This is a genomic window from Streptomyces sp. NPDC047014, assembly GCF_040644195.1.
Lineage (GTDB): Bacteria > Actinomycetota > Actinomycetes > Streptomycetales > Streptomycetaceae > Streptomyces.
Genome location: NZ_JBEYVX010000051.1, coordinates 1 through 16,334 on the forward strand (window position 1 = coordinate 1; position 16,334 = coordinate 16,334).

At 75.4% G+C, this 16,334-nt stretch carries 18 protein-coding genes; 7 read left to right on the top strand and 11 right to left on the bottom strand.

Features of this window, described 5'->3' with window-relative positions:
• Nucleotides 1-219 precede the first annotated feature (219 nt).
• The 5 genes from ABZ873_RS23540 to ABZ873_RS23560 form a co-directional block, all read right to left on the bottom strand.
• Complete coding sequence (locus ABZ873_RS23540) at nt 220-918, bottom strand: DUF4191 domain-containing protein (protein ID WP_360875394.1); 699 nt, start codon at nt 916-918, stop codon at nt 220-222.
• Nucleotides 919-927: 9 nt separating this feature from the next.
• A complete protein-coding gene (locus ABZ873_RS23545; RefSeq protein WP_360875458.1) occupies nt 928-1,125 on the bottom strand; it encodes a hypothetical protein in 198 nt (65 codons plus the stop codon).
• 285 nt (nt 1,126-1,410) lie between these two features.
• Complete coding sequence (gene lipA, locus ABZ873_RS23550) at nt 1,411-2,364, bottom strand: lipoyl synthase (RefSeq protein ID WP_360875396.1); 954 nt, start codon at nt 2,362-2,364, stop codon at nt 1,411-1,413.
• 119 nt (nt 2,365-2,483) lie between these two features.
• Nucleotides 2,484-3,275, bottom strand: a complete 792-nt coding sequence (gene lipB / locus ABZ873_RS23555) for a lipoyl(octanoyl) transferase LipB (RefSeq protein ID WP_360875398.1) — start codon at nt 3,273-3,275, stop codon at nt 2,484-2,486.
• Nucleotides 3,276-3,350: 75 nt separating this feature from the next.
• The gene (locus tag ABZ873_RS23560) at nt 3,351-3,632 is read right to left on the bottom strand and encodes a hypothetical protein (protein WP_360875400.1); all 282 of its coding nucleotides are present in this window, start codon (nt 3,630-3,632) and stop codon (nt 3,351-3,353) included.
• 173 nt (nt 3,633-3,805) lie between these two features.
• On the opposite strand from ABZ873_RS23560, the gene ABZ873_RS23565 reads away from it, so the two are divergent.
• Nucleotides 3,806-5,248 (top strand): regulator, encoded by a 1,443-nt coding sequence (locus tag ABZ873_RS23565; RefSeq protein WP_360875402.1) that lies wholly within the window; start codon nt 3,806-3,808, stop codon nt 5,246-5,248.
• 79 nt (nt 5,249-5,327) lie between these two features.
• On the opposite strand, the gene ABZ873_RS23570 is transcribed toward ABZ873_RS23565, so the two are convergent.
• From ABZ873_RS23570 to ABZ873_RS23580, 3 genes are all read right to left on the bottom strand, one after another.
• Entirely contained in the window at nt 5,328-6,599 is a 1,272-nt protein-coding gene (locus ABZ873_RS23570; RefSeq protein ID WP_360875403.1) for an FAD-dependent oxidoreductase, read from the bottom strand.
• Between the two features lie 177 nt (nt 6,600-6,776).
• Nucleotides 6,777-7,667 (bottom strand): TIGR01777 family oxidoreductase, encoded by an 891-nt coding sequence (locus ABZ873_RS23575; protein WP_360875405.1) that lies wholly within the window; start codon nt 7,665-7,667, stop codon nt 6,777-6,779.
• Between the two features lie 594 nt (nt 7,668-8,261).
• Complete coding sequence (locus ABZ873_RS23580) at nt 8,262-8,975, bottom strand: VIT family protein (protein ID WP_360875407.1); 714 nt, start codon at nt 8,973-8,975, stop codon at nt 8,262-8,264.
• 89 nt (nt 8,976-9,064) lie between these two features.
• Between ABZ873_RS23580 and ABZ873_RS23585 the strand changes: the two genes are divergently transcribed.
• Nucleotides 9,065-10,210, top strand: a complete 1,146-nt coding sequence (locus ABZ873_RS23585; RefSeq protein ID WP_360875408.1) for a PP2C family protein-serine/threonine phosphatase — start codon at nt 9,065-9,067, stop codon at nt 10,208-10,210.
• Here ABZ873_RS23585 and ABZ873_RS23590 read toward each other — a convergent pair.
• A complete protein-coding gene (locus ABZ873_RS23590; RefSeq protein WP_360875410.1) occupies nt 10,197-10,448 on the bottom strand; it encodes a hypothetical protein in 252 nt (83 codons plus the stop codon). The two genes, ABZ873_RS23585 and ABZ873_RS23590, sit on opposite strands and share 14 nt — an antisense overlap.
• Nucleotides 10,449-10,554: 106 nt before the next feature.
• Here ABZ873_RS23590 and ABZ873_RS23595 point away from each other — a divergent pair, with 106 nt between their 5' ends.
• Together ABZ873_RS23595 and ABZ873_RS23600 are read left to right on the top strand one after the other, a co-directional pair.
• The gene (locus ABZ873_RS23595) at nt 10,555-10,929 is read left to right on the top strand and encodes an ArsC/Spx/MgsR family protein (protein WP_360875412.1); all 375 of its coding nucleotides are present in this window, start codon (nt 10,555-10,557) and stop codon (nt 10,927-10,929) included.
• A gap of 169 nt (nt 10,930-11,098) precedes the next feature.
• The gene (locus ABZ873_RS23600; RefSeq protein ID WP_360875414.1) at nt 11,099-11,716 is read left to right on the top strand and encodes a hypothetical protein; all 618 of its coding nucleotides are present in this window, start codon (nt 11,099-11,101) and stop codon (nt 11,714-11,716) included.
• A 31-nt stretch (nt 11,717-11,747) separates the two neighbouring features.
• Here ABZ873_RS23600 and ABZ873_RS23605 read toward each other — a convergent pair whose 3' ends face one another.
• Entirely contained in the window at nt 11,748-12,599 is an 852-nt protein-coding gene (locus ABZ873_RS23605; protein WP_360875416.1) for an alpha/beta hydrolase family protein, read from the bottom strand.
• Between the two features lie 113 nt (nt 12,600-12,712).
• Here ABZ873_RS23605 and ABZ873_RS23610 point away from each other — a divergent pair, with 113 nt between their 5' ends.
• The 3 genes from ABZ873_RS23610 to ABZ873_RS23620 all read left to right on the top strand — a co-directional run bounded on the left by ABZ873_RS23610 (nt 12,713) and on the right by ABZ873_RS23620 (nt 15,295).
• Nucleotides 12,713-13,147, top strand: coding sequence for a MarR family transcriptional regulator (locus ABZ873_RS23610; RefSeq protein WP_360875460.1), 435 nt, complete (start codon nt 12,713-12,715; stop codon nt 13,145-13,147).
• Nucleotides 13,148-13,257: 110 nt separating this feature from the next.
• On the top strand, nt 13,258-14,637 hold the full coding sequence (locus ABZ873_RS23615; protein WP_360875462.1) for a PLP-dependent aminotransferase family protein: 1,380 nt from the start codon (nt 13,258-13,260) through the stop codon (nt 14,635-14,637).
• 106 nt (nt 14,638-14,743) lie between these two features.
• Entirely contained in the window at nt 14,744-15,295 is a 552-nt protein-coding gene (locus ABZ873_RS23620; RefSeq protein WP_360875418.1) for a hypothetical protein, read from the top strand.
• Nucleotides 15,296-15,320: 25 nt separating this feature from the next.
• Here the strand turns inward: ABZ873_RS23620 and ABZ873_RS23625 are convergent, their stop codons facing one another.
• The gene (locus ABZ873_RS23625) at nt 15,321-16,250 is read right to left on the bottom strand and encodes a Gfo/Idh/MocA family oxidoreductase (protein WP_360875420.1); all 930 of its coding nucleotides are present in this window, start codon (nt 16,248-16,250) and stop codon (nt 15,321-15,323) included.
• Nucleotides 16,251-16,334 lie beyond the last annotated feature (84 nt).

The following is a 16,334-nucleotide window of genomic DNA, read 5'->3' on the forward strand; positions in this document are numbered from 1 at the left end:
GGCCGGAGCCGCGGCCCCGCAGGGCGCTCGGCCCCGCCGCCCCTGCCCGTACGGCCAAGCCCCCGCAAGGCGCTCGACCCCGCCGCTCCTGCCCCCGGCCGCCCAATCCCCCCCCCCCCCCCAGGGGGGGGCCCCCCGAGCCGGTAGCTCGGGAAGCGCCCCTGTCGTGCGTCGTGCCCGTATACGAAAATCAGGTGAGCGGATCCGCCGTCGGCGGCGTCAGCGCATCTTCCCGCCGCGCGGCATCCGCATGCCCTTGGGCATCGGGCCCTTCGGCAGCGGCATATTGCTCATGAGGTCGCCCATGGCCCGCAGCTTGTCGTTGACCTGGGTGATCTGCGGTCCGGCCAGCACGCGCGGCAGCTTGAGCAGGGTGGTGCGCACCTTCTTGAGCGGCACCTCGCCCTCGCCCGTACCCACGATGAAGTCGTGCACCGGGACGTCCGGCATGATCCGGGCCATCTTCTTCTTCTCGTTCGCGAGCAGCGGCTTCACCCGGTTCGGGTTGCCCTCGGCGATCAGCACCACGCCGGCCTTGCCCACGGCGCGGTGGACGATGTCCTGCTGCCGGGTCATCGCGATGGCCGGGGTGGTCGTCCAGCCCCGTCCGACGTTGTCCAGTACGGCCGCGGCCGCGCCCGGCTGTCCCTCCATCTGCCCGAAGGCAGCCCGCTCGGCCCGCCGCCCGAAGACGATCGCCATCGCGAGGAACGCCACCAGGAAGCCCAGGATGCCCAGGTAGACCGGGTGGTCGATCAGGAAGCCGATCGCAAGAAAGACACCGAAGGTGACGATTCCCACGCCCGCGACGATCAGACCGACCTTCGGGTCGGCCTTGCGCGTCATCTTGTACGTAAGGGCGATCTGCTTCAGTCGCCCGGGGTTCGCAGCAGTCTCTGCGTTTGACTTCCTCGCCATACCCAGAGTTTACGTGGCCTGCGGGGTTCGGGTAGCCGCGGCCTCAAGTACGTGTTCGGTTTCCACGCGGTCCTTGGCCCGGCGGCGGTCCTCCAGGACGGCGGCCCAGGCGTTGCGGCGGGCCCCGCTCATCAGCAGGGACTCGATGCCGCGGAAGGCGTCGGAGAGGGTCGGGATGGCGATGGCGCGTACGGGCGCGGCCTGCATGTTGACGATCCCTTTCACGATGCCCGCATCCGGGGTGATGGGGGCGGTGTGTGCGGTGCGTGGACCCAGCGTCACTGACTGGTGTTACCAGGGCGTGACCGGGCGGTCAAATGTCGTTGACGCGTCGCATACGCCGACGCGGCCCGCCGGACTCTCCCTCTGAAGAGCCTAGGGGCCGCGTCGGCGCGGTATTACTGATTGGTAATCTTTGTGCCGGACTTCACACGCCCGGCCTTATGCATCCGGATACATCCGGCCATCACGCGCCCGGCGCAGGGCGAGAGCTCACGCCTCGACGCGCCCGCGCTTCTCCATCGCCTGCTGGTACAGCCGCCCCGCCCGGTACGAGGACCGGACCAGCGGGCCCGACATCACGCCGGAGTAGCCGATCTCCTCGGCCTCCTTCGCCAGCTCCACGAACTCGGCCGGCTTCACCCACCGCTCCACGGGGTGGTGCCGCGGCGAGGGCCGCAGGTACTGGGTGATGGTGATGAGCTCGCAGCCGGCCTCGTGCAGGTCCCTGAGCGCCTGCGAGACCTCCTCGCGCTCCTCGCCCATGCCGAGGATCAGGTTCGACTTGGTGACCAGGCCGTAGGCGCGGGCCCGGGTGATCACGTCGAGCGAGCGCTCGTAGCGGAAGCCGGGGCGGATGCGCTTGAAGATCCGCGGCACCGTCTCCACGTTGTGCGCGAAGACCTCGGGGCGGGAGGCGAAGACCTCCTCCAGCAGCTCCGGCACCGCGTTGAAGTCGGGGGCCAGCAGCTCGACCTTGGTGTGGCCGGTCTCGCGGCCCGCCGTCTGCTGGTGGATCTGGCGCACGGTCTCCGCGTACAGCCAGGCGCCGCCGTCGGCCAGGTCGTCGCGCGCGACGCCGGTGATGGTGGCGTAGTTCAGGTCCATCGTGACGACCGACTCGCCGACGCGGCGCGGTTCGTCGCGGTCCAGCGCCTCGGGCTTGCCGGTGTCGATCTGGCAGAAGTCACAGCGCCGGGTGCACTGGTCACCGCCGATGAGGAAGGTGGCCTCGCGGTCCTCCCAGCATTCGTAGATGTTGGGACAGCCGGCCTCCTGGCACACCGTGTGCAGTCCTTCGCCCTTCACCAGGGCCTGCATCTTGGTGTACTCGGGACCCATCTTCGCCCGGGTCTTGATCCACTCGGGCTTGCGCTCGATGGGGGTCTGGGCATTCCGGACCTCCAGGCGCAGCATCTTGCGTCCGTCGGGTGCGACTGCGGACACGACCGGCTCCCTGTGACTTCGATTGTTCGGGCGCCCCCCAGGGTACGCCCGTAATTTCGTACGCTCTTACGCCGACCAACCTGCGAGCGGCCGGACTCATTCCCGCAGCCGTGAGGTCTCTATGCGGTCTCGATTTCGCGCGGCCGGAGCTCGGCGTGCTCCAGCACGTCCCTGAGGTGCTTCTCGGCCACCGGTACCACCTCGGACACGGTGATCTCCCGGCCCAGTTCGTACGAGAGGGAGGTCACACCGGCGTCCCGGATCCCGCAGGGGATGATCCGGTCGAACCAGGTGCTGTCCGGGTTCACGTTGAGCGCGAAGCCGTGCATCGTGACGCCCTTGGCCACCCGGATCCCGATGGCGGCGAGCTTGCGGTCCTCGCGGCGCTGGCCGGCGTTGGAGGGGGCGTACTCGGGGCCGTTCAGCCGGGGGTCGAACTCCTCGTCGGCCAGCCGGGGGTCGAAGTCGAGCGAGAGGCCGCCCAGCTGCGGGCGCTCCTCGACCGGGTCCCCGAGCACCCAGACCCCGGAGCGGCCCTCGATCCGGGTGGTCTCCAGGCCGAAATCGGCGGCCGTGCGTATCAGGGCCTCCTCCAGGCGGCGCACGTGCGCGACGACGTCCACCGGGCGGGGCAGCTTCATGATCGGGTAGCCGACGAGCTGGCCGGGGCCGTGCCAGGTGATCTTGCCGCCGCGGTCCACGTCGATGACGGGGGTGCCGTCGAGGGGGCGCTCGCTCGGGTCGGTGCGGCGGCCCGCGGTGTAGACGGGCGGGTGCTCCACCAGCAGGCAGGTGTCCTCGATCTCGTCCGCGAAGCGGGCGGCGTGCACCCTGCGCTGCTCGTCCCAGGCCCGGGTGTACTCGACGGATTCCGGTCCGAAGCCCAGATGGACAAACCCAAGCTCAGCCACCGCAGCGCCTCCTCGTTGAACCTGCTGTGTGCACGTACCTCACCCGGCAAGGGTACGGCGGCCCGTGCGGCCCCCTCAGGCCCCCCGGCCCGCCTCGGGCGCCCGGCCCGCCTCGGGCCCCCGCCGCCTGCTCCGCGGCGGCCGGTCCGGGTCCTCGTCCGCGCGCGGCAGCCGCCGGTGGCCCTCCGAGTGGTCGTTCACCCAGCCGCACACCCCGCACGCGTACCGCCCGTCGAGCCCCGCGATGAGGGTGCCGCAGCGGCGGCATTCCGCCTCGGTGATCTCGGGCGGGGGCAGCGGGGCGGTGGATTCGGCGCGCTCCTCGGGACGGTGCGCTCCGCGGGGCGTGCGGTTCATGGGGCGCAGCGTACGCGGGCCGGAAGCGCCGGTCCGTAAAGAGCCCTACTGATTCTGCACACGATCGGATGAATATGGGGCAGAGAGGGCGGGCCGGGCGAAGTTCGCCGCTACATTCACGCCGTCCACAGGGCCGGGGCACCGGTCCGTCACGTCAGGAAACCGTGGAGCCGATGACGGAACGACCTGCCCAGCGCGTCCCCAACAGGCAACTCGCGGCGCTGATCGCGGAAGCCGGGTTCTCCAACGCCGGGCTCGCCCGCCGCGTCGACCAGCTCGGGCTCGAACACGGTCTCGATCTGAGGTACGACAAGACCTCGGTGACCCGCTGGCTGCGCGGGCAGCAGCCGCGCGGCACCACCCCCGCCCTGATCGCGGAGGTGTTCACCCGCCGGCTCGGCCGGCGGCTCTCCGCCCAGGACCTGGGGCTGGACGCCTGCGCGCCCGTGTACGCCGGGCTGGAGTTCGCCGCCACCCCCGAGGAGGCCGTGGACATCGCGAGCGGCCTGTGGCGCAAGGACTCCGGTTCGCACGCGGAGCTCCGGAAGATCGCCTTCACCCCGGCCGGGCTGGTGGTGCCCAGCCGGGACTGGCTGATCGGGCGGGCCGACGAGCGCGTGGGCCGGGGCGCGGAGCCCGCGGCGGCGGCCCGGGTCCCGCTCCAGGGCCGGACCTCGGTGCCGCGCCAGCGGCAGATCGACCGGGGGCCGGGCCAGCGCGTGACGGCCGGGGACATCGCCGCGCTGAGATCGGTGAGCGAGCTGTTCCGCACCCTGGACCAGACCTACGGCGGCGGGCACGCACGCCAGGCGCTGGTGCGGTACCTGGAGCACGAGGCCGAGCCGATGCTCCGCGGCACCTACGGGGACAGCACCGGCCGGCGGCTGTTCGCGGCCGCCGCCGATCTGACCCGGCTCGCGGGCTGGACCTCGTACGACATCGCCGCGCACGGGCTCGCCCAGCGGTACTTCGTGCAGTCGCTGCGGCTCGCGCAGGCCGCCGGGGACCGCCCCTACGGGGCCTATGTGCTGGTCACCATGAGCCGTCAGGCGGTGTACCTCGGCCACGGCCGGGAGGCCGTGCAGCTGGCCCGGGTGGCCCAGCAGGGCGTGGGCTCCGGGCCGCCGCCGGTGGTGCAGGCGCTGCTGCACGCGGCGGAGGCGCGCGGGCACGCCGTCCTCGGTGAGGTCCGGGCGGCGACGGCCTCGCTGGTGCGGGCCGAGCGGGCGCTGGGCGCGGCCCGGCCGGGGGACGACGTACCGCACTGGGCGCGCCCCTTCGACGAGGCGCAGCTCGCGGACGAGTTCGGGCACTGCCACCGGGACCTCCAGCAGTACCGGGCCTCGGCGCAGCACGCGGAGCGCTCCCTCCAGCTGCGCGGGGCGGCGTACGCCCGGTCGCGGCTGTTCTGCCGGGTGGTGCTGGCCACGGCGCGGCTGGGGCTGGGCGAGCTGGACCAGGCGTGCGCGCTGGGGGCGGAGGCGGCGCAGCAGGCGATGGAGATGCGGTCGGTGCGCGCGGTGGAGTACGTACGGGACTTCGAGCGGCGGCTGGAGCCGTACCGGGACGCCTCGGCCGTGCGGACCTACCGGGACCGGGTGGCGGCCCTGTCCTGAGGCGGTCCGCACGGCCGGGCGTGCGGCAGGGGCCCGGTCCCGAGGCGGGAGGACCGGGTCCCTGGGTCGTCTGTGGTTCTCAGGCCGCCACCGGGAGTGCGGGCTCCGGGGCGACCGGGAGCGGGATGCCGAAGTCGCGCAGGATGGCGCCGCCGGCCCGGCGGGCCGAATGGAGTGCGCCCTGGACGGTGTTGGCGTCGCGGTGGTCGCCGCAGACGTACAGCCCGGCCAGGACGCGGACCGGGCGCCGCATGTCGTAGGGCGGGGGCATGGCGGGGACCGCGTCCGGGGTGTGGTGCACCGCGAGCAGTTCCCACGCGCGGGTGGGGGTGTCGTAGAGCCGGGCCAGCCGGGCGGCGACGGTGCGCGCCGGGGGCGGCGGGCCGAGCACGGTGGTGGTGACCAGGCTGCGGCCGGCCGGGGCCCGCGTCGGGTCGACCGCGCTCATGACGGCGGTGTGGCAGACGGGCCAGCGGGGGTCGCCGTCCAGGACCAGCGAGGCGTCCCGGGGCAGCGGGCCGGCGGTGGCGTGGTGCAGCAGGGTCACCTCGTGGAAGGCGGGCACCCGCAGCCCGGGCAGCAGCTCGGCGGCGGCGCGGGCGCCGGTGGCGAGCAGGACGGAGCGGCAGCGGAAGTCGCCGTGCTCCTCGGTGGTGACGAGGTTGGTGGCCACCGAGCGGACCCGGATGCCGGTCAGCAGGGTGCCGGGCGGCAGTCCGGCGGCGAGCAGGTCGGGCAGGGCGGCGGCGCCTCCTTCCGGTACGGCGAGCCGGCCGCGGGCGAAGGTCCGCAGGGCGAGGTCGGCGACGCGGCTGGAGGTGGTGAGCTCCGGGTCGCGCAGCAGGGCGGAGAGCAGGGGCCGCAGCACCCCGTTGAGGGTGCGCGGGGGCAGCCCGCGCGAGCGCAGGGCGGCGCGGGCGGTGCGTTCGGGCCGGGCGAGCAGTTTCTCCTCGGGCAGGGCGGCGAGCCGGCCGAGGGCGGCGCTGAGCCGGGCCTGGTCGAGGGAGCCGCTGGCGAGGGCGCGGGCCGGGGTGAGGGCGCCGGCCCTCAGCTGGCGGCCGTCGGTGTGGACGAGGACCCCTGGCGTGAAGGGGCGCAGGGTCAGCGCCCGCAGGGCGGGGGTGCGTGCGAGTTCGGTGTACGCGGTGTTGAGCAGGGGGCCGGTCCGGTCCAGGCGGAATCCGTCGGCCGAGTCGGTGGCCATCCGCCCGCCGGGGCCGTCGGCGGCCTCCAGGACGGTGACGGTGACCCCGGCTGCGATCAGGTGGTGCGCGGCCGCGAGTCCTGCGACTCCGGCTCCTACGATGACGACGTCCGCATGGTGTGCGGCATGGTGTGCGCTGCTGAGCACGTGCCCCTCCCCGAGGTCGGCGCGGCTGTGTGGGGATCCTCCTTCCCTCAACCGGCTCCGGGGGAAACCGAGTTCGGTGTGCTATTGCGGTCAAGTCCGGTCGCACGGTGGTCGCACAGCGGTCGCATGTGGGGCACGAAAGGTCGCACAGCGATCATCCGGCGGGGGTTCTGCTCCCTAGAGGGCGGCACGGATGGCCTGCTCGATGCCGGGGTCGCGGAAGACGTAGCCGGACTCCAGCAGCCGGGCCGGGCGGGCCCGCTGACCGGTGAGCACGTCCTGGGAGAACTCCCCGAGGACGATCCGCAGCGCGGCCGCCGGCACGGGCAGTACGGCGGGCCGCTTGAGCACCCGGCCCATGGCGGCGGTGATCTGGCGGTTGGTCAGGGGCTCGGGGGCGGTGAGGTTGACCGGGCCGTGCAGGGCGGGGGTGTCGATGATGTGGCGCAGGGCGCCGACCTCGTCGCGGAGCGAGATGAACGGCCAGTACTGGCGGCCGTCCCCGAGCCGGCCGCCGAGTCCGGCGCGGAAGAGGGGGAACATCCGCCCCCAGGCCCCGCCGTCCTTGGCGACGACCAGTCCGGTACGGGCGAACGCGGTCCGGATCCCGGCCGCCCGGGCGGGGGCGGCGGCGGCCTCCCACTCGACGCAGACGGACGGCAGGAAGCCGTGGCCCGCGGGGCTGTCCTCGTCGACGACGCGGTCGCCGGTGTCGCCGTAGTAGCCGACGGCGGAACCGCTGACGAGGACGGCGGGCGGGGTGTCGAGGGCGGCGAGGGCGCGGGCGAGGGTGGCGGTGCCGCGGACTCGGCTGTCGCGGATCTTCCGCTTGTAGGCGTCGGTCCACCGGTGGTCGCCGATGCCGGCGCCGGCGAGGTGCACGACGGCTTCGCAGCCGGCGAGGGGGGCGGGGTCGACGTATCCGGTGTCGGGGTCCCACCGGGCCTCGCCCCGTCCTGGCCTCGGCTCGCGCCGGACGAGGCGGACCACGTCATGGCCGTCGGCACGGAGGGACCGCACGAGCGCACTGCCGATGAGGCCGGTCGAGCCGGTGATGGCGATTCGCATGGGGCCATCCTGCCGGGTCGCTGCGCTGGCTCGGGCGGACCGGACTGCGTGGCGCGAGCCGCGCCGCGCCGCCCTGCCGGGCGGGGCCCGCGCTTGCCCTTCGCGGGGCGCGGCTGCCGGGCTAGGCCCGCGCTTGCCCTCGCGGGGCGCGTATCCCGGGCGGGGCTCGCCCTGGCCCTTCGCGGGGCGCGGCTGCTGGGCGGGCGTTCCTGTACGGCGCTCCGCGCCCGCGCCTCAAACGCCGGCGAGGCTGGGTTGGGGGCTCCGCCCCCGACCCCGCGCCTCAATCGCCGGCGGGGCTTGATGTGTGCCCCCGCCTCTTTCGCCTGCGGGTCCATTGGCCTGGCTGCCTTGTCCAGCGTCGCTGGCCCACACCCAGCCCCGCCGGCGTTTGAGGCGCGGGGTCCGGGGCGGAGCCCCGATTCTTGAGCTCTGCCAGGGGCGAGGGCGCGCGCCCACCACTTCCAGGCCCACCGGCCCAACCCAGCCTCGCCGGCGATTGAGGCGCGGGGTGCGGGGCGGAGCCCCGGGGCTTGGGCTTCGCCGGGGGCGCGGGTTCGCCCATTCAGCCTCGCCGGCGATTGAGGCGGGGGGCTACGGGGTCGTGCCCAGCCACGTGCCTACCGCGTACGTGGTGGTCATGGCCAGGGCGCCGCCCGCTACGTTGCGGAGGACCGCGCGGAGCGCCGGGGCTCCGCCCAGCCGCGCACTCAGCACCCCGCACAGGGTCAGCGCCGCCAGCACCGCCGCCACCGTCACCGGGACCCGCCCCGACGCCCCCGGCAGGGTGATCGCCAGCAGCGGCAGCAGCGCCCCCACCGTGAAGGCGAGCAGGCTCGCGAAGGCCGCGTGCCAGGGGTTGGCCAGCTCGTCGGGATTGATCCCCAGCTCCACCCGGGCGTGAGCCCGCAGCGCGTCCCGCGCCGTCAGCTGCTCCGCAGCCTCCCGCGCCACCTCCCGGCTCAGCCCCCGCGCCGCCAGCAGATCGGTCAGCTCCGCCAGCTCCGCCTCCGGCCGCGCGTCGAGCTCCCGCCGCTCCAGCGCGAGCGCCGCCCGTTCGGAATCCCGCTGCGAGCTGACCGAGACGTACTCCCCCGCCGCCATCGACAGCGCCCCCGCCAGCAGCCCCGCGACCCCCGCCGCCAGGATCGTCGCCCGCGAGGTGGTGGAGCCGGCCACGCCGACCACCAGGCCCGCCGTGGAGATGATCCCGTCGTTGGCGCCGAGCACCCCCGCCCGCAGCCAGTTCAGCCGCGTGCTCAGCGCCCCGTCGCCCTCCCCGCCCCGCGCGGCCTCGTCTCCCGTCACGCCCCCACTGTCACGGCCCGCGCCCCGCCCGGCCACCCGGCGGGCCGGTCCGGGGTGCGCGGGTCCCGCCCCCGTACCAGGGTGGAGGGGTGAGACGCGGACGCGAGGAGCCGGGCAGGCTGCGCGGGGAGCCGCCGCCGCGCTGGGCCCGGATCGCGCCCGCGGCGGCCCTGGTGGCGCTGGTGCTGGCCCAGGCGCTGACCCCCGACGCCGAGCTCGGCTTCTTCCTGGCGGGCCTGCCCCCGGTGGCGGCCTTCGCCTACGGCGCGGGCGGCACCGCCGTGTTCGCCGCCGTCGTGCTGGTCCTGCTCGGCCTGCCCGCCCTCGGCGTGGGCCATGCCCGCGGTACGGACCTGGCCACGGTGGCCGCGGTCGGACTGCTCAGCGTGGTGATCGCCTGGGTGCGCCAGCGCCGGGACGCCCAGCTGGTCAGCGTCCGCACGGTGGCGGAGGCCGCCCAGCTGGCGGTGCTGCCGCCGGTGCCCGGCCGGGTGGGCCCCGTGCACTGCGCGGGCCTGTACCGGGCGGCGCAGCGCGGCACGCTGGTGGGCGGCGACCTGTACGACGTACGGGCCGGGCCCTTCGGCGTACGGGCGCTGGTCGGGGACGTGCAGGGGCATGGTCTGGAGGCGGTGGCCACCGTGACGGCGCTGCTCGGCGCCTTCCGCGAGGGGGTGCTCGACGACACCGGGCTGGCCGGGGTCGCCGCCCGGCTGGACCGGCGGCTGCTGGCGGACGCGGCGGCGGCCTCCGACCAGCACGCGGAGCTCTTCGCGACGGCCGTACTGGTGGAGTTCCCGCCGGGGCTGGACGTCGTACGGATGGTGTCCTGCGGGCATCCGCCGGTCCTGCGGCTGCGCGGCACGGCGGTGGAGGAGGTGGCCGTGGAGCCGGGGCCTCCGCTGGGCCTGGGGCTCGCGGGCCCGGACCCGCCCTCGGTGGCGGAGCTTCCGGTGCGGCCCGGGGACCAGTTCCTGCTGCACACCGACGGCGCGACGGAGGCCCGGGACGCGACGGGGCATTTCTACCCCCTGGCGACCCGGGTGTCCGTGCTGTCGCGGGACCCGGCGGGCCTGGTCGACGCGGTCTGGCGGGACCTGCTCTCCTTCACCCACGGCGGTCCCGGCGACGACGTGGCCCTGCTGCTGCTCTCCCTGGACGGCCGGGGCCCGCGCGGCCCCGGCGGTCCTCCCCCGGGCGGAACCTCGGCGGCCGGGGCCGCTACGCCGCCTTGATGAACGCGCGCACCATCCGGCAGGTGACATTGGACGGGCGGTGGATGCCCGTCCGGACGGCCATCGTCCGTATCTTCCGGTTGGTGGCGCGCTGCGCGTCGTAGGTCCCGGAGTCGAGCAGGGATATGGCCAGCCGCATGGCCTTCAGGCGGCGGTTGTGGCTCTCGTACCACTCGCGGGGCAGGCCCGCCGGCAGCGGCTTCTTCTTGACGGGGTGAACGGTGGTGGCAGTGGCCATCTACAGCCTCCCAAACAGTAGTTGGCTTCCTGTCGTACTCCTTCGATTTTACCGGGGAGCACTGACAGAAGCCCCTGGTCGGACGGGTCCGGTTAGGGTCGGGAGCATGGAGATCTGGATCAATCCCGCCTGTTCCAAGTGCCGCGCCGCGCTGACCCTGCTGGACGCGGAGGGCGCCGACTACACGGTGCGCCGCTACCTGGAGGACGTGCCCTCCGAGGAGGAGATCCGCGCGGTCCTCGGCCGGCTCGGGCTGGAGCCGTGGGACATCACCCGTACGTCGGACCCGCTGGCCCGCGAGAGCGGCGTACGGGACCTGCCGCGCGAGGAGACGGACGAGGCGCGGGCCCGCTGGATCGCCCACCTGGCCGCGCACCCGAAGCTGATCCAGCGGCCGATCATCACCGCCGAGGACGGCACCGCCGTGGTGGCCCGCTCCGAGGAGGCCGTCCGCGAGGCGCTGTCCCGCGGACGGGCCTGACGGCGGGCGGCGTGACGGGGTGGGGGTGACGGGGGTGGGCGTGACCGCCGGCGGTTCAGCGCCCCGCACCTCCTGTGCGCCCCCGGCCCGCCGGGTACGGGCCGTCCCGGCCGGGTAGCCCAGGGAGGGCGCGGCAGGGGGGCTGCCGTCGGGGGCGTGAGGGGGGCTCATGGCTGCGGTCCGGCGGTGCGATCTCGCGGCGGGCGCGGTGCTGGTGGGGCTGCCCGCCGGGTCGTACGGGGCGGCGCGGGCCTGCTGGGAGGGCCCGCGCGGCGGGCTGTGGACGATCGCCCTGGCGGTGGGGGTCGTGGCCGCGCACTGGGCGGTGGGCATCACGCTGGCCAGGCGGCGGGAGACGGCCTTCACGGTGGCCGGGCTGCTGGCGGTGTTCCTGAGCCTGCCGTGGATCCTGCTCGTCGGGCTCCAGGCGGATCTGCGGGAGGACCGGGCGCTGCACGAGCGGGGGGTGAGCGAGCAGGCGCGGGTCACGGAGTGGGTGCACACCTCCGACCCGGTGGGCGGCGTCGAGGACAAGGTCACGGCGGTGGTCCTGCATCTGCCCGGCGGCGCCCGCACGACCATAGAGCTGGCGGGCGGAACGGCCCCGAGGATCGGTACGTCCGTCCAGGTCACCCGGGATCCCGACGGCCGGGCGGCGCCCCGGCTGGGCGGCCGGCCGGAGGAACCGGACAGCGCGCTCGCGACGTTGCTGCTCGTCCTGGTGCTGGGCCTGACCCTGCCGCCGGCGGTGGGCGCGGCGGCGCTGGCGCACGAGTACCTGGAGTGAGCCGGAGCGAGCCGGAGCGAGCCGGAGCCGGTCAGTCCGCTGCGAGCAGGGCGGCGACGCGGGGGGCCGCGGTGAGCGGGAACGCGTGGTGGGAGACGCCGGGCACCACCTCCACGCGGGCGCCGGGGAGGGCGTCCCGGGCGGCACGGGCCACGCGGGCGGCGTCGTGGCAGCGGGCACGGGCGGCGAGGAGCACGTCCACGCGCGGGCCGGCCCGTCCGGCGAGCCGGGGCCGCGGGCCGGTGACGGGCCGGACGGTGGGGAACGCGGCGGCGCACTCCTGGAGCCGCAGCCACTCAGGGTCGAGGGCGGTGGCGTCGCCGCCGGACTCCCAGGCGAGGAAGGAGCGGATCCGGCCGGGGGTGGGCCGCAGAAGCATGGGCAGGGCCCGCAGGACATAGCGCGGGCGGAGCCCGGCGAAGACCTGCGTCGGGTCGAGCAGCAGCAGCCGGCCGACCCGCTCGGGCCGCCGGGCGGCGTAATGGGCGGCGATCCAGGCCCCGTACGAATGCCCGCCGAGCACCACCGGCCCGTCCGGGGCGAGCACGTCGAGGACGGCGTCGAGCCAGCCGCCCAGATCGGCGACGGTACGGAGGGGACGCCCGGGGACGGGGCTGCTCAGGCCGGGCTCCCCCACCAGATCCACGGCGCACAGCCGATGGGTACGGGCCAGCCCGGCGCCGACGCACTCCCCCCACACGGCGGAGGAGGCCCCACCGCCGGGCAGCAGCACGAGCGGCGGTGCGCCGGGCGGCCCGCAGCGGTTGACGCGGGTGCGGCCGAAGGGGGTGGGCACGTCGAACGGCTCGACCCGCTCGGGCCACCGCGCGAGCGCGTCCTCGTAGGCGGACCGAAAGGCGGTCGGTGCTGCTGTGCGGGACACGGTGGGCACCTCACTGTCTCGCCAGACAATAATCTCGCTGAACGAGACATTACCCGGGAGCCGACATGCACGACACCGAACCCCCGAACCCGCCGGGCGGCGATCCGCACACGATGGACATCGTCCACCTCCTCCGCGCGGTGTCGGTCGAATTCGGCCTGCGCCAGGCTGAGTTCGCGGCCCGCAACGGCATGCACCCCACCGACGTGCGGGCGTTGATCTGCCTGCTGGACGCGGCCCGCGCGGACGAACCGGCCACGGCGGGCCTCCTCGGCACCCGCCTCGGCCTCAACTCGGCGGGCACCACGGCCGTGATCGACCGCCTGGAACGCCTGGGCCACGTATCCCGCACCCGCGACCCGCACGACCGCCGCCGCGTCCTCCTCCAGATCGAACCCGGGGCCCTCCGCCTCGGCCACACGTTCTTCGACCCCCTGATCACCGACCTCCTCGCGGTGATCAGCTCCTTCGCCCCACCCGAACAATCCACCATCCGCCACTTCCTCACCTCCGCCCGCACCGCGTTCACCCCGGAGCCGCACCGGTGACGCCCGCAGCCCGTGAGACCGCCCCCGGGACCGCCCCCGGGACCGCGACCGCCCGGCCCGCCGCGCCCGCGAGCCCCGCGCAGGACTCCCCCGCCCCCGCCGGGGCCGATCTGCACCTCGACCTGCCTGCCGACGGGCCCCGGCGGGGGGTCCTCGCGGAGGCACTGCGGGAGGGCGTGCGGAGCGGGCGGTGGGGCGGGGGGATGCGGATGCCCGCCTATCGGAGTCTTGCCGCCGATCTGGGGCTGGCCCGGAGTGTGGTCGCCGATGCCTATGCCGAGTTGGTCGCCGAGGGGTGGTTCGTCGCGCGGCAGGGGTCCGGGACGCGGGTGGCCGAGGGGGTGGCCGCCGCCGGGGCGCAAGCGCCGGCGGTGCGGGCCGGGGGTGAGCGGGTGGCGTACGACCTGCTCCAGGGCAAGCCGGATCCCGCCTCCTTCCCGCGCGCGGCCTGGGCCGCGAGCGCGCGGCGGTCGCTGGCGGCGGCGCCCACCGAGGCGTTCGGGCCCGGCGATCCGCAGGGGCGGCCCGAGCTGCGCCGCGCCCTGGCCGGGTACCTCGCCCGCGCACGCGGCGTGCGCTGCGGCCCGGAGAACATCGTCGTCTGCTCCGGCTTCGCCAACGGCCTGCGCCTCCTCGCCTCCCTCCGCCCCCGGGACTGGGCCGTGGAGGCGTACGGGCTCCCCTTCCACCACGGCATCCTCGACGCCGCCGGGGTCCGCCCGCACCCCCTCCCCGTGGACGAGGACGGCGCCCGCACGGAGGAGATACCCGCCCGCGCCCGCACCCTGCTGCTCACCCCCGCCCACCAGTTCCCCACCGGCGCCCGCCTGCTCCCCGCCCGCCGCGCCGCCGCCGTGGAATGGGCCCGCGCCACCGGTGGGCTGATCGTGGAGGACGACTACGACGGGGAGTTCCGCTACGACCGCAAGCCCGTCGGCGCGCTTCAAGGACTGGCCCCCGGCCACGTGGTCCACGCCGGCTCCCTGAGCAAAAGCCTCTCCCCCGCCCTGCGCCTCGGCTGGCTGGTCCTCCCCGACCACCTGGTCGAGCGGGTCCTCGCCGCCAAGGGGCAGCGGGAGTCCTGGGCGAGTGCGCTGGACCAGCTGGCCCTGGCCGATTTCATCGAGTGCGGTGCGTACGACCGCCACGTACGCCGGATGCGCCTGCGCTACCGCGACCGCCGCGACCGGCTGGTCTCCGTACTGGCGGAACGCGCCCCGCGGCTCCGCGTGACCGGCATCGCGGCCGGGCTGCACGCCGTCGTGGAACTGCCGGCGGGGCGCGAGGCGCCGGTCCTCACGGCGGCACGGGCGGCGGGCCTGGCCCTGGACGGGCTCTCGTCCTACCGGCACCCGGCCGCCCGGACGGCCCCGCGCGAGGGCCCGCGCGAGGGTCTGGTGGTCGGCTACGCGGCACCCGCGGAGGCAGCCTTCGGCCGGGCGCTGGAGCTGCTGGCGGACATCGCGGCGCGCGGGGCGGCGGAGCGGTAGCCGCACCAGGGGCGGGGCCGGGGCCCCTTCATCTCGCCCCGACACCACACTCTCGTAAGGTGGCCCGGAGTACGAAAGAGGACATATCGCACTAAAAGGACCCGTTGTGACCGAGCAGCAGCAGCCGCAGGAAGAGAGCCCGACCACCGCCCGCCCGCACCAGCCCGCCCACCAGCCCCCGCCCTGCCACACCGACTGGATGTTCGGCGGCGTCTACGGAACCGTCCTGGCCAGCGCCCTGATGGCCGCGCTGCACCAGGAGGGCGAGGACTTCACGCCCTTCTACGACGCCAGCTGGGTGCTGGTCACGGCGGCCACGGCCGGGCTCGCGCACGGCTACTCCCACCACATGGCCTCCCCCCGGCAGTGCTCCGAGGGATACCGGTGGCGGCTGCTGGCGCGGGCCCTGTGGAGCGAGTGGCCCCTCGTCGTGGCCACCCTGCCCACCGTCCTGCTGCTGACCGCCGCCGGGATCGGCGACTGGGACGCCTACGACGTGACGGCCGGCGGCCTCGGCCTGAACACCGGCCTGCTGTTCGCCTGGGGGGCGGTGGTGGCCCTCCGGGTGGGCCACCGGCTCCGCCGGGCCCTGCTCAGGGGCGTGGCCGACGCCACCATCGGCCTGGCGATCATCGTCGCCAACGCCCTGATCAAGTAGCGCGCCCCCCGGCCGGGGGGCGGCCTCACCCCGCCAGCCCGGCCTCCGCCTCCGCCAGGATCTCCGTCAGCCGGGCCCCGAACTCCGCGCCGCGCGGATCCGGCACGCCCGTCCGCGCCGCGTCGAGCAGCGCGTCCAGGGCCCGCCCGTACGCACCCGGTACGTCGCTCCAGCCCGGCAGGCTGTGCACGCCCTCGGTACCGCGCAGCTCCAGGCCCACCCCGGCGGCCGCCTGCGGGGCGCCCAGGCTGAGCACGGCGGTGCTGGCCGCGCCGGAAGCGTGCCGCAGGGCGAGCTGGACCACGTCCGCGGGGCCCCGGGTGGCGCTGACCTCGGTGACGTCGCCCAGGATCGGGATGAGGACGGACAGGGCGTGCGGGCCGACGTCCCACAGCCCGCCCTTGGCCTTGCGCCAGGGGGAGTCGGCGTAGGCGCTGGGGGTGCCGTCGGGCGGGAAGACCGCGCCCAGCCAGTGCGCGGCGGCCGTGAACCAGCCGGTACGGGCGGCCTGTTCGGCCACCCAGCCGGCGGTGGGCTCGGCGAAGCGGAGGGTGAGGAAGACGACGGAGGCGACCCCGTGCCGGGCGACGGCCCCGGCCACGGTGCGGGCCTCCTCCGGGGTGGTCGCGACGGGCTTGTCGAGCAGCAGATGGCAGCCGGCGGCGGCCGCGCGCACGGCGAGCGGGGCCTGCACGTCCGGCGGCAGCGCGAAGGCGACGACGTCGCAGTCGGCGAAGAGCGCGTCGGGGTCTTCGTACACCTTCACGCCGTACTCACCGGCCAGCGCGGCGGCGGCTTCGGGCCGGCGGCCCCAGACGCCGGCGAACTCGGAACCGGCGTGGGCGGCGATGGCGGGGGCGTGGGCGCGCTGCGCCCAGGGGCCGGTGCCGAGGAGCCCGACCCGGGGCAGGGGCCCGGCGGGGGCCTGACCGGCGGTGCTTGCGGCGGTGTTCACGACGGCATCTCCTGCGGGGTCTGCGGCGGGGCTCAGATCGGGCGAAACGCTCACGCGGCCAGTCTGCCGCACTCGGACGGGTGC

Excerpts from the sequence above, each read along its gene's own strand:
- ABZ873_RS23590 (WP_360875410.1), bottom strand. The coding sequence starts at position 10,448 with ATGGCCACTGCCACCACCGTTCACCCCGTCAAGAAGAAGCCGCTGCCG.
- ABZ873_RS23610 (WP_360875460.1), top strand. The coding sequence starts at position 12,713 with ATGGACATCGTCCACCTCCTCCGCGCGGTGTCGGTCGAATTCGGCCTG.
- ABZ873_RS23565 (WP_360875402.1), top strand. The coding sequence starts at position 3,806 with ATGACGGAACGACCTGCCCAGCGCGTCCCCAACAGGCAACTCGCGGCG.
- ABZ873_RS23600 (WP_360875414.1), top strand. The coding sequence starts at position 11,099 with ATGGCTGCGGTCCGGCGGTGCGATCTCGCGGCGGGCGCGGTGCTGGTG.
- ABZ873_RS23595 (WP_360875412.1), top strand. The coding sequence starts at position 10,555 with ATGGAGATCTGGATCAATCCCGCCTGTTCCAAGTGCCGCGCCGCGCTG.
- ABZ873_RS23575 (WP_360875405.1), bottom strand. The coding sequence starts at position 7,667 with ATGCGAATCGCCATCACCGGCTCGACCGGCCTCATCGGCAGTGCGCTC.
- ABZ873_RS23540 (WP_360875394.1), bottom strand. The coding sequence starts at position 918 with ATGGCGAGGAAGTCAAACGCAGAGACTGCTGCGAACCCCGGGCGACTG.
- ABZ873_RS23560 (WP_360875400.1), bottom strand. The coding sequence starts at position 3,632 with ATGAACCGCACGCCCCGCGGAGCGCACCGTCCCGAGGAGCGCGCCGAA.
- ABZ873_RS23545 (WP_360875458.1), bottom strand. The coding sequence starts at position 1,125 with ATGCAGGCCGCGCCCGTACGCGCCATCGCCATCCCGACCCTCTCCGAC.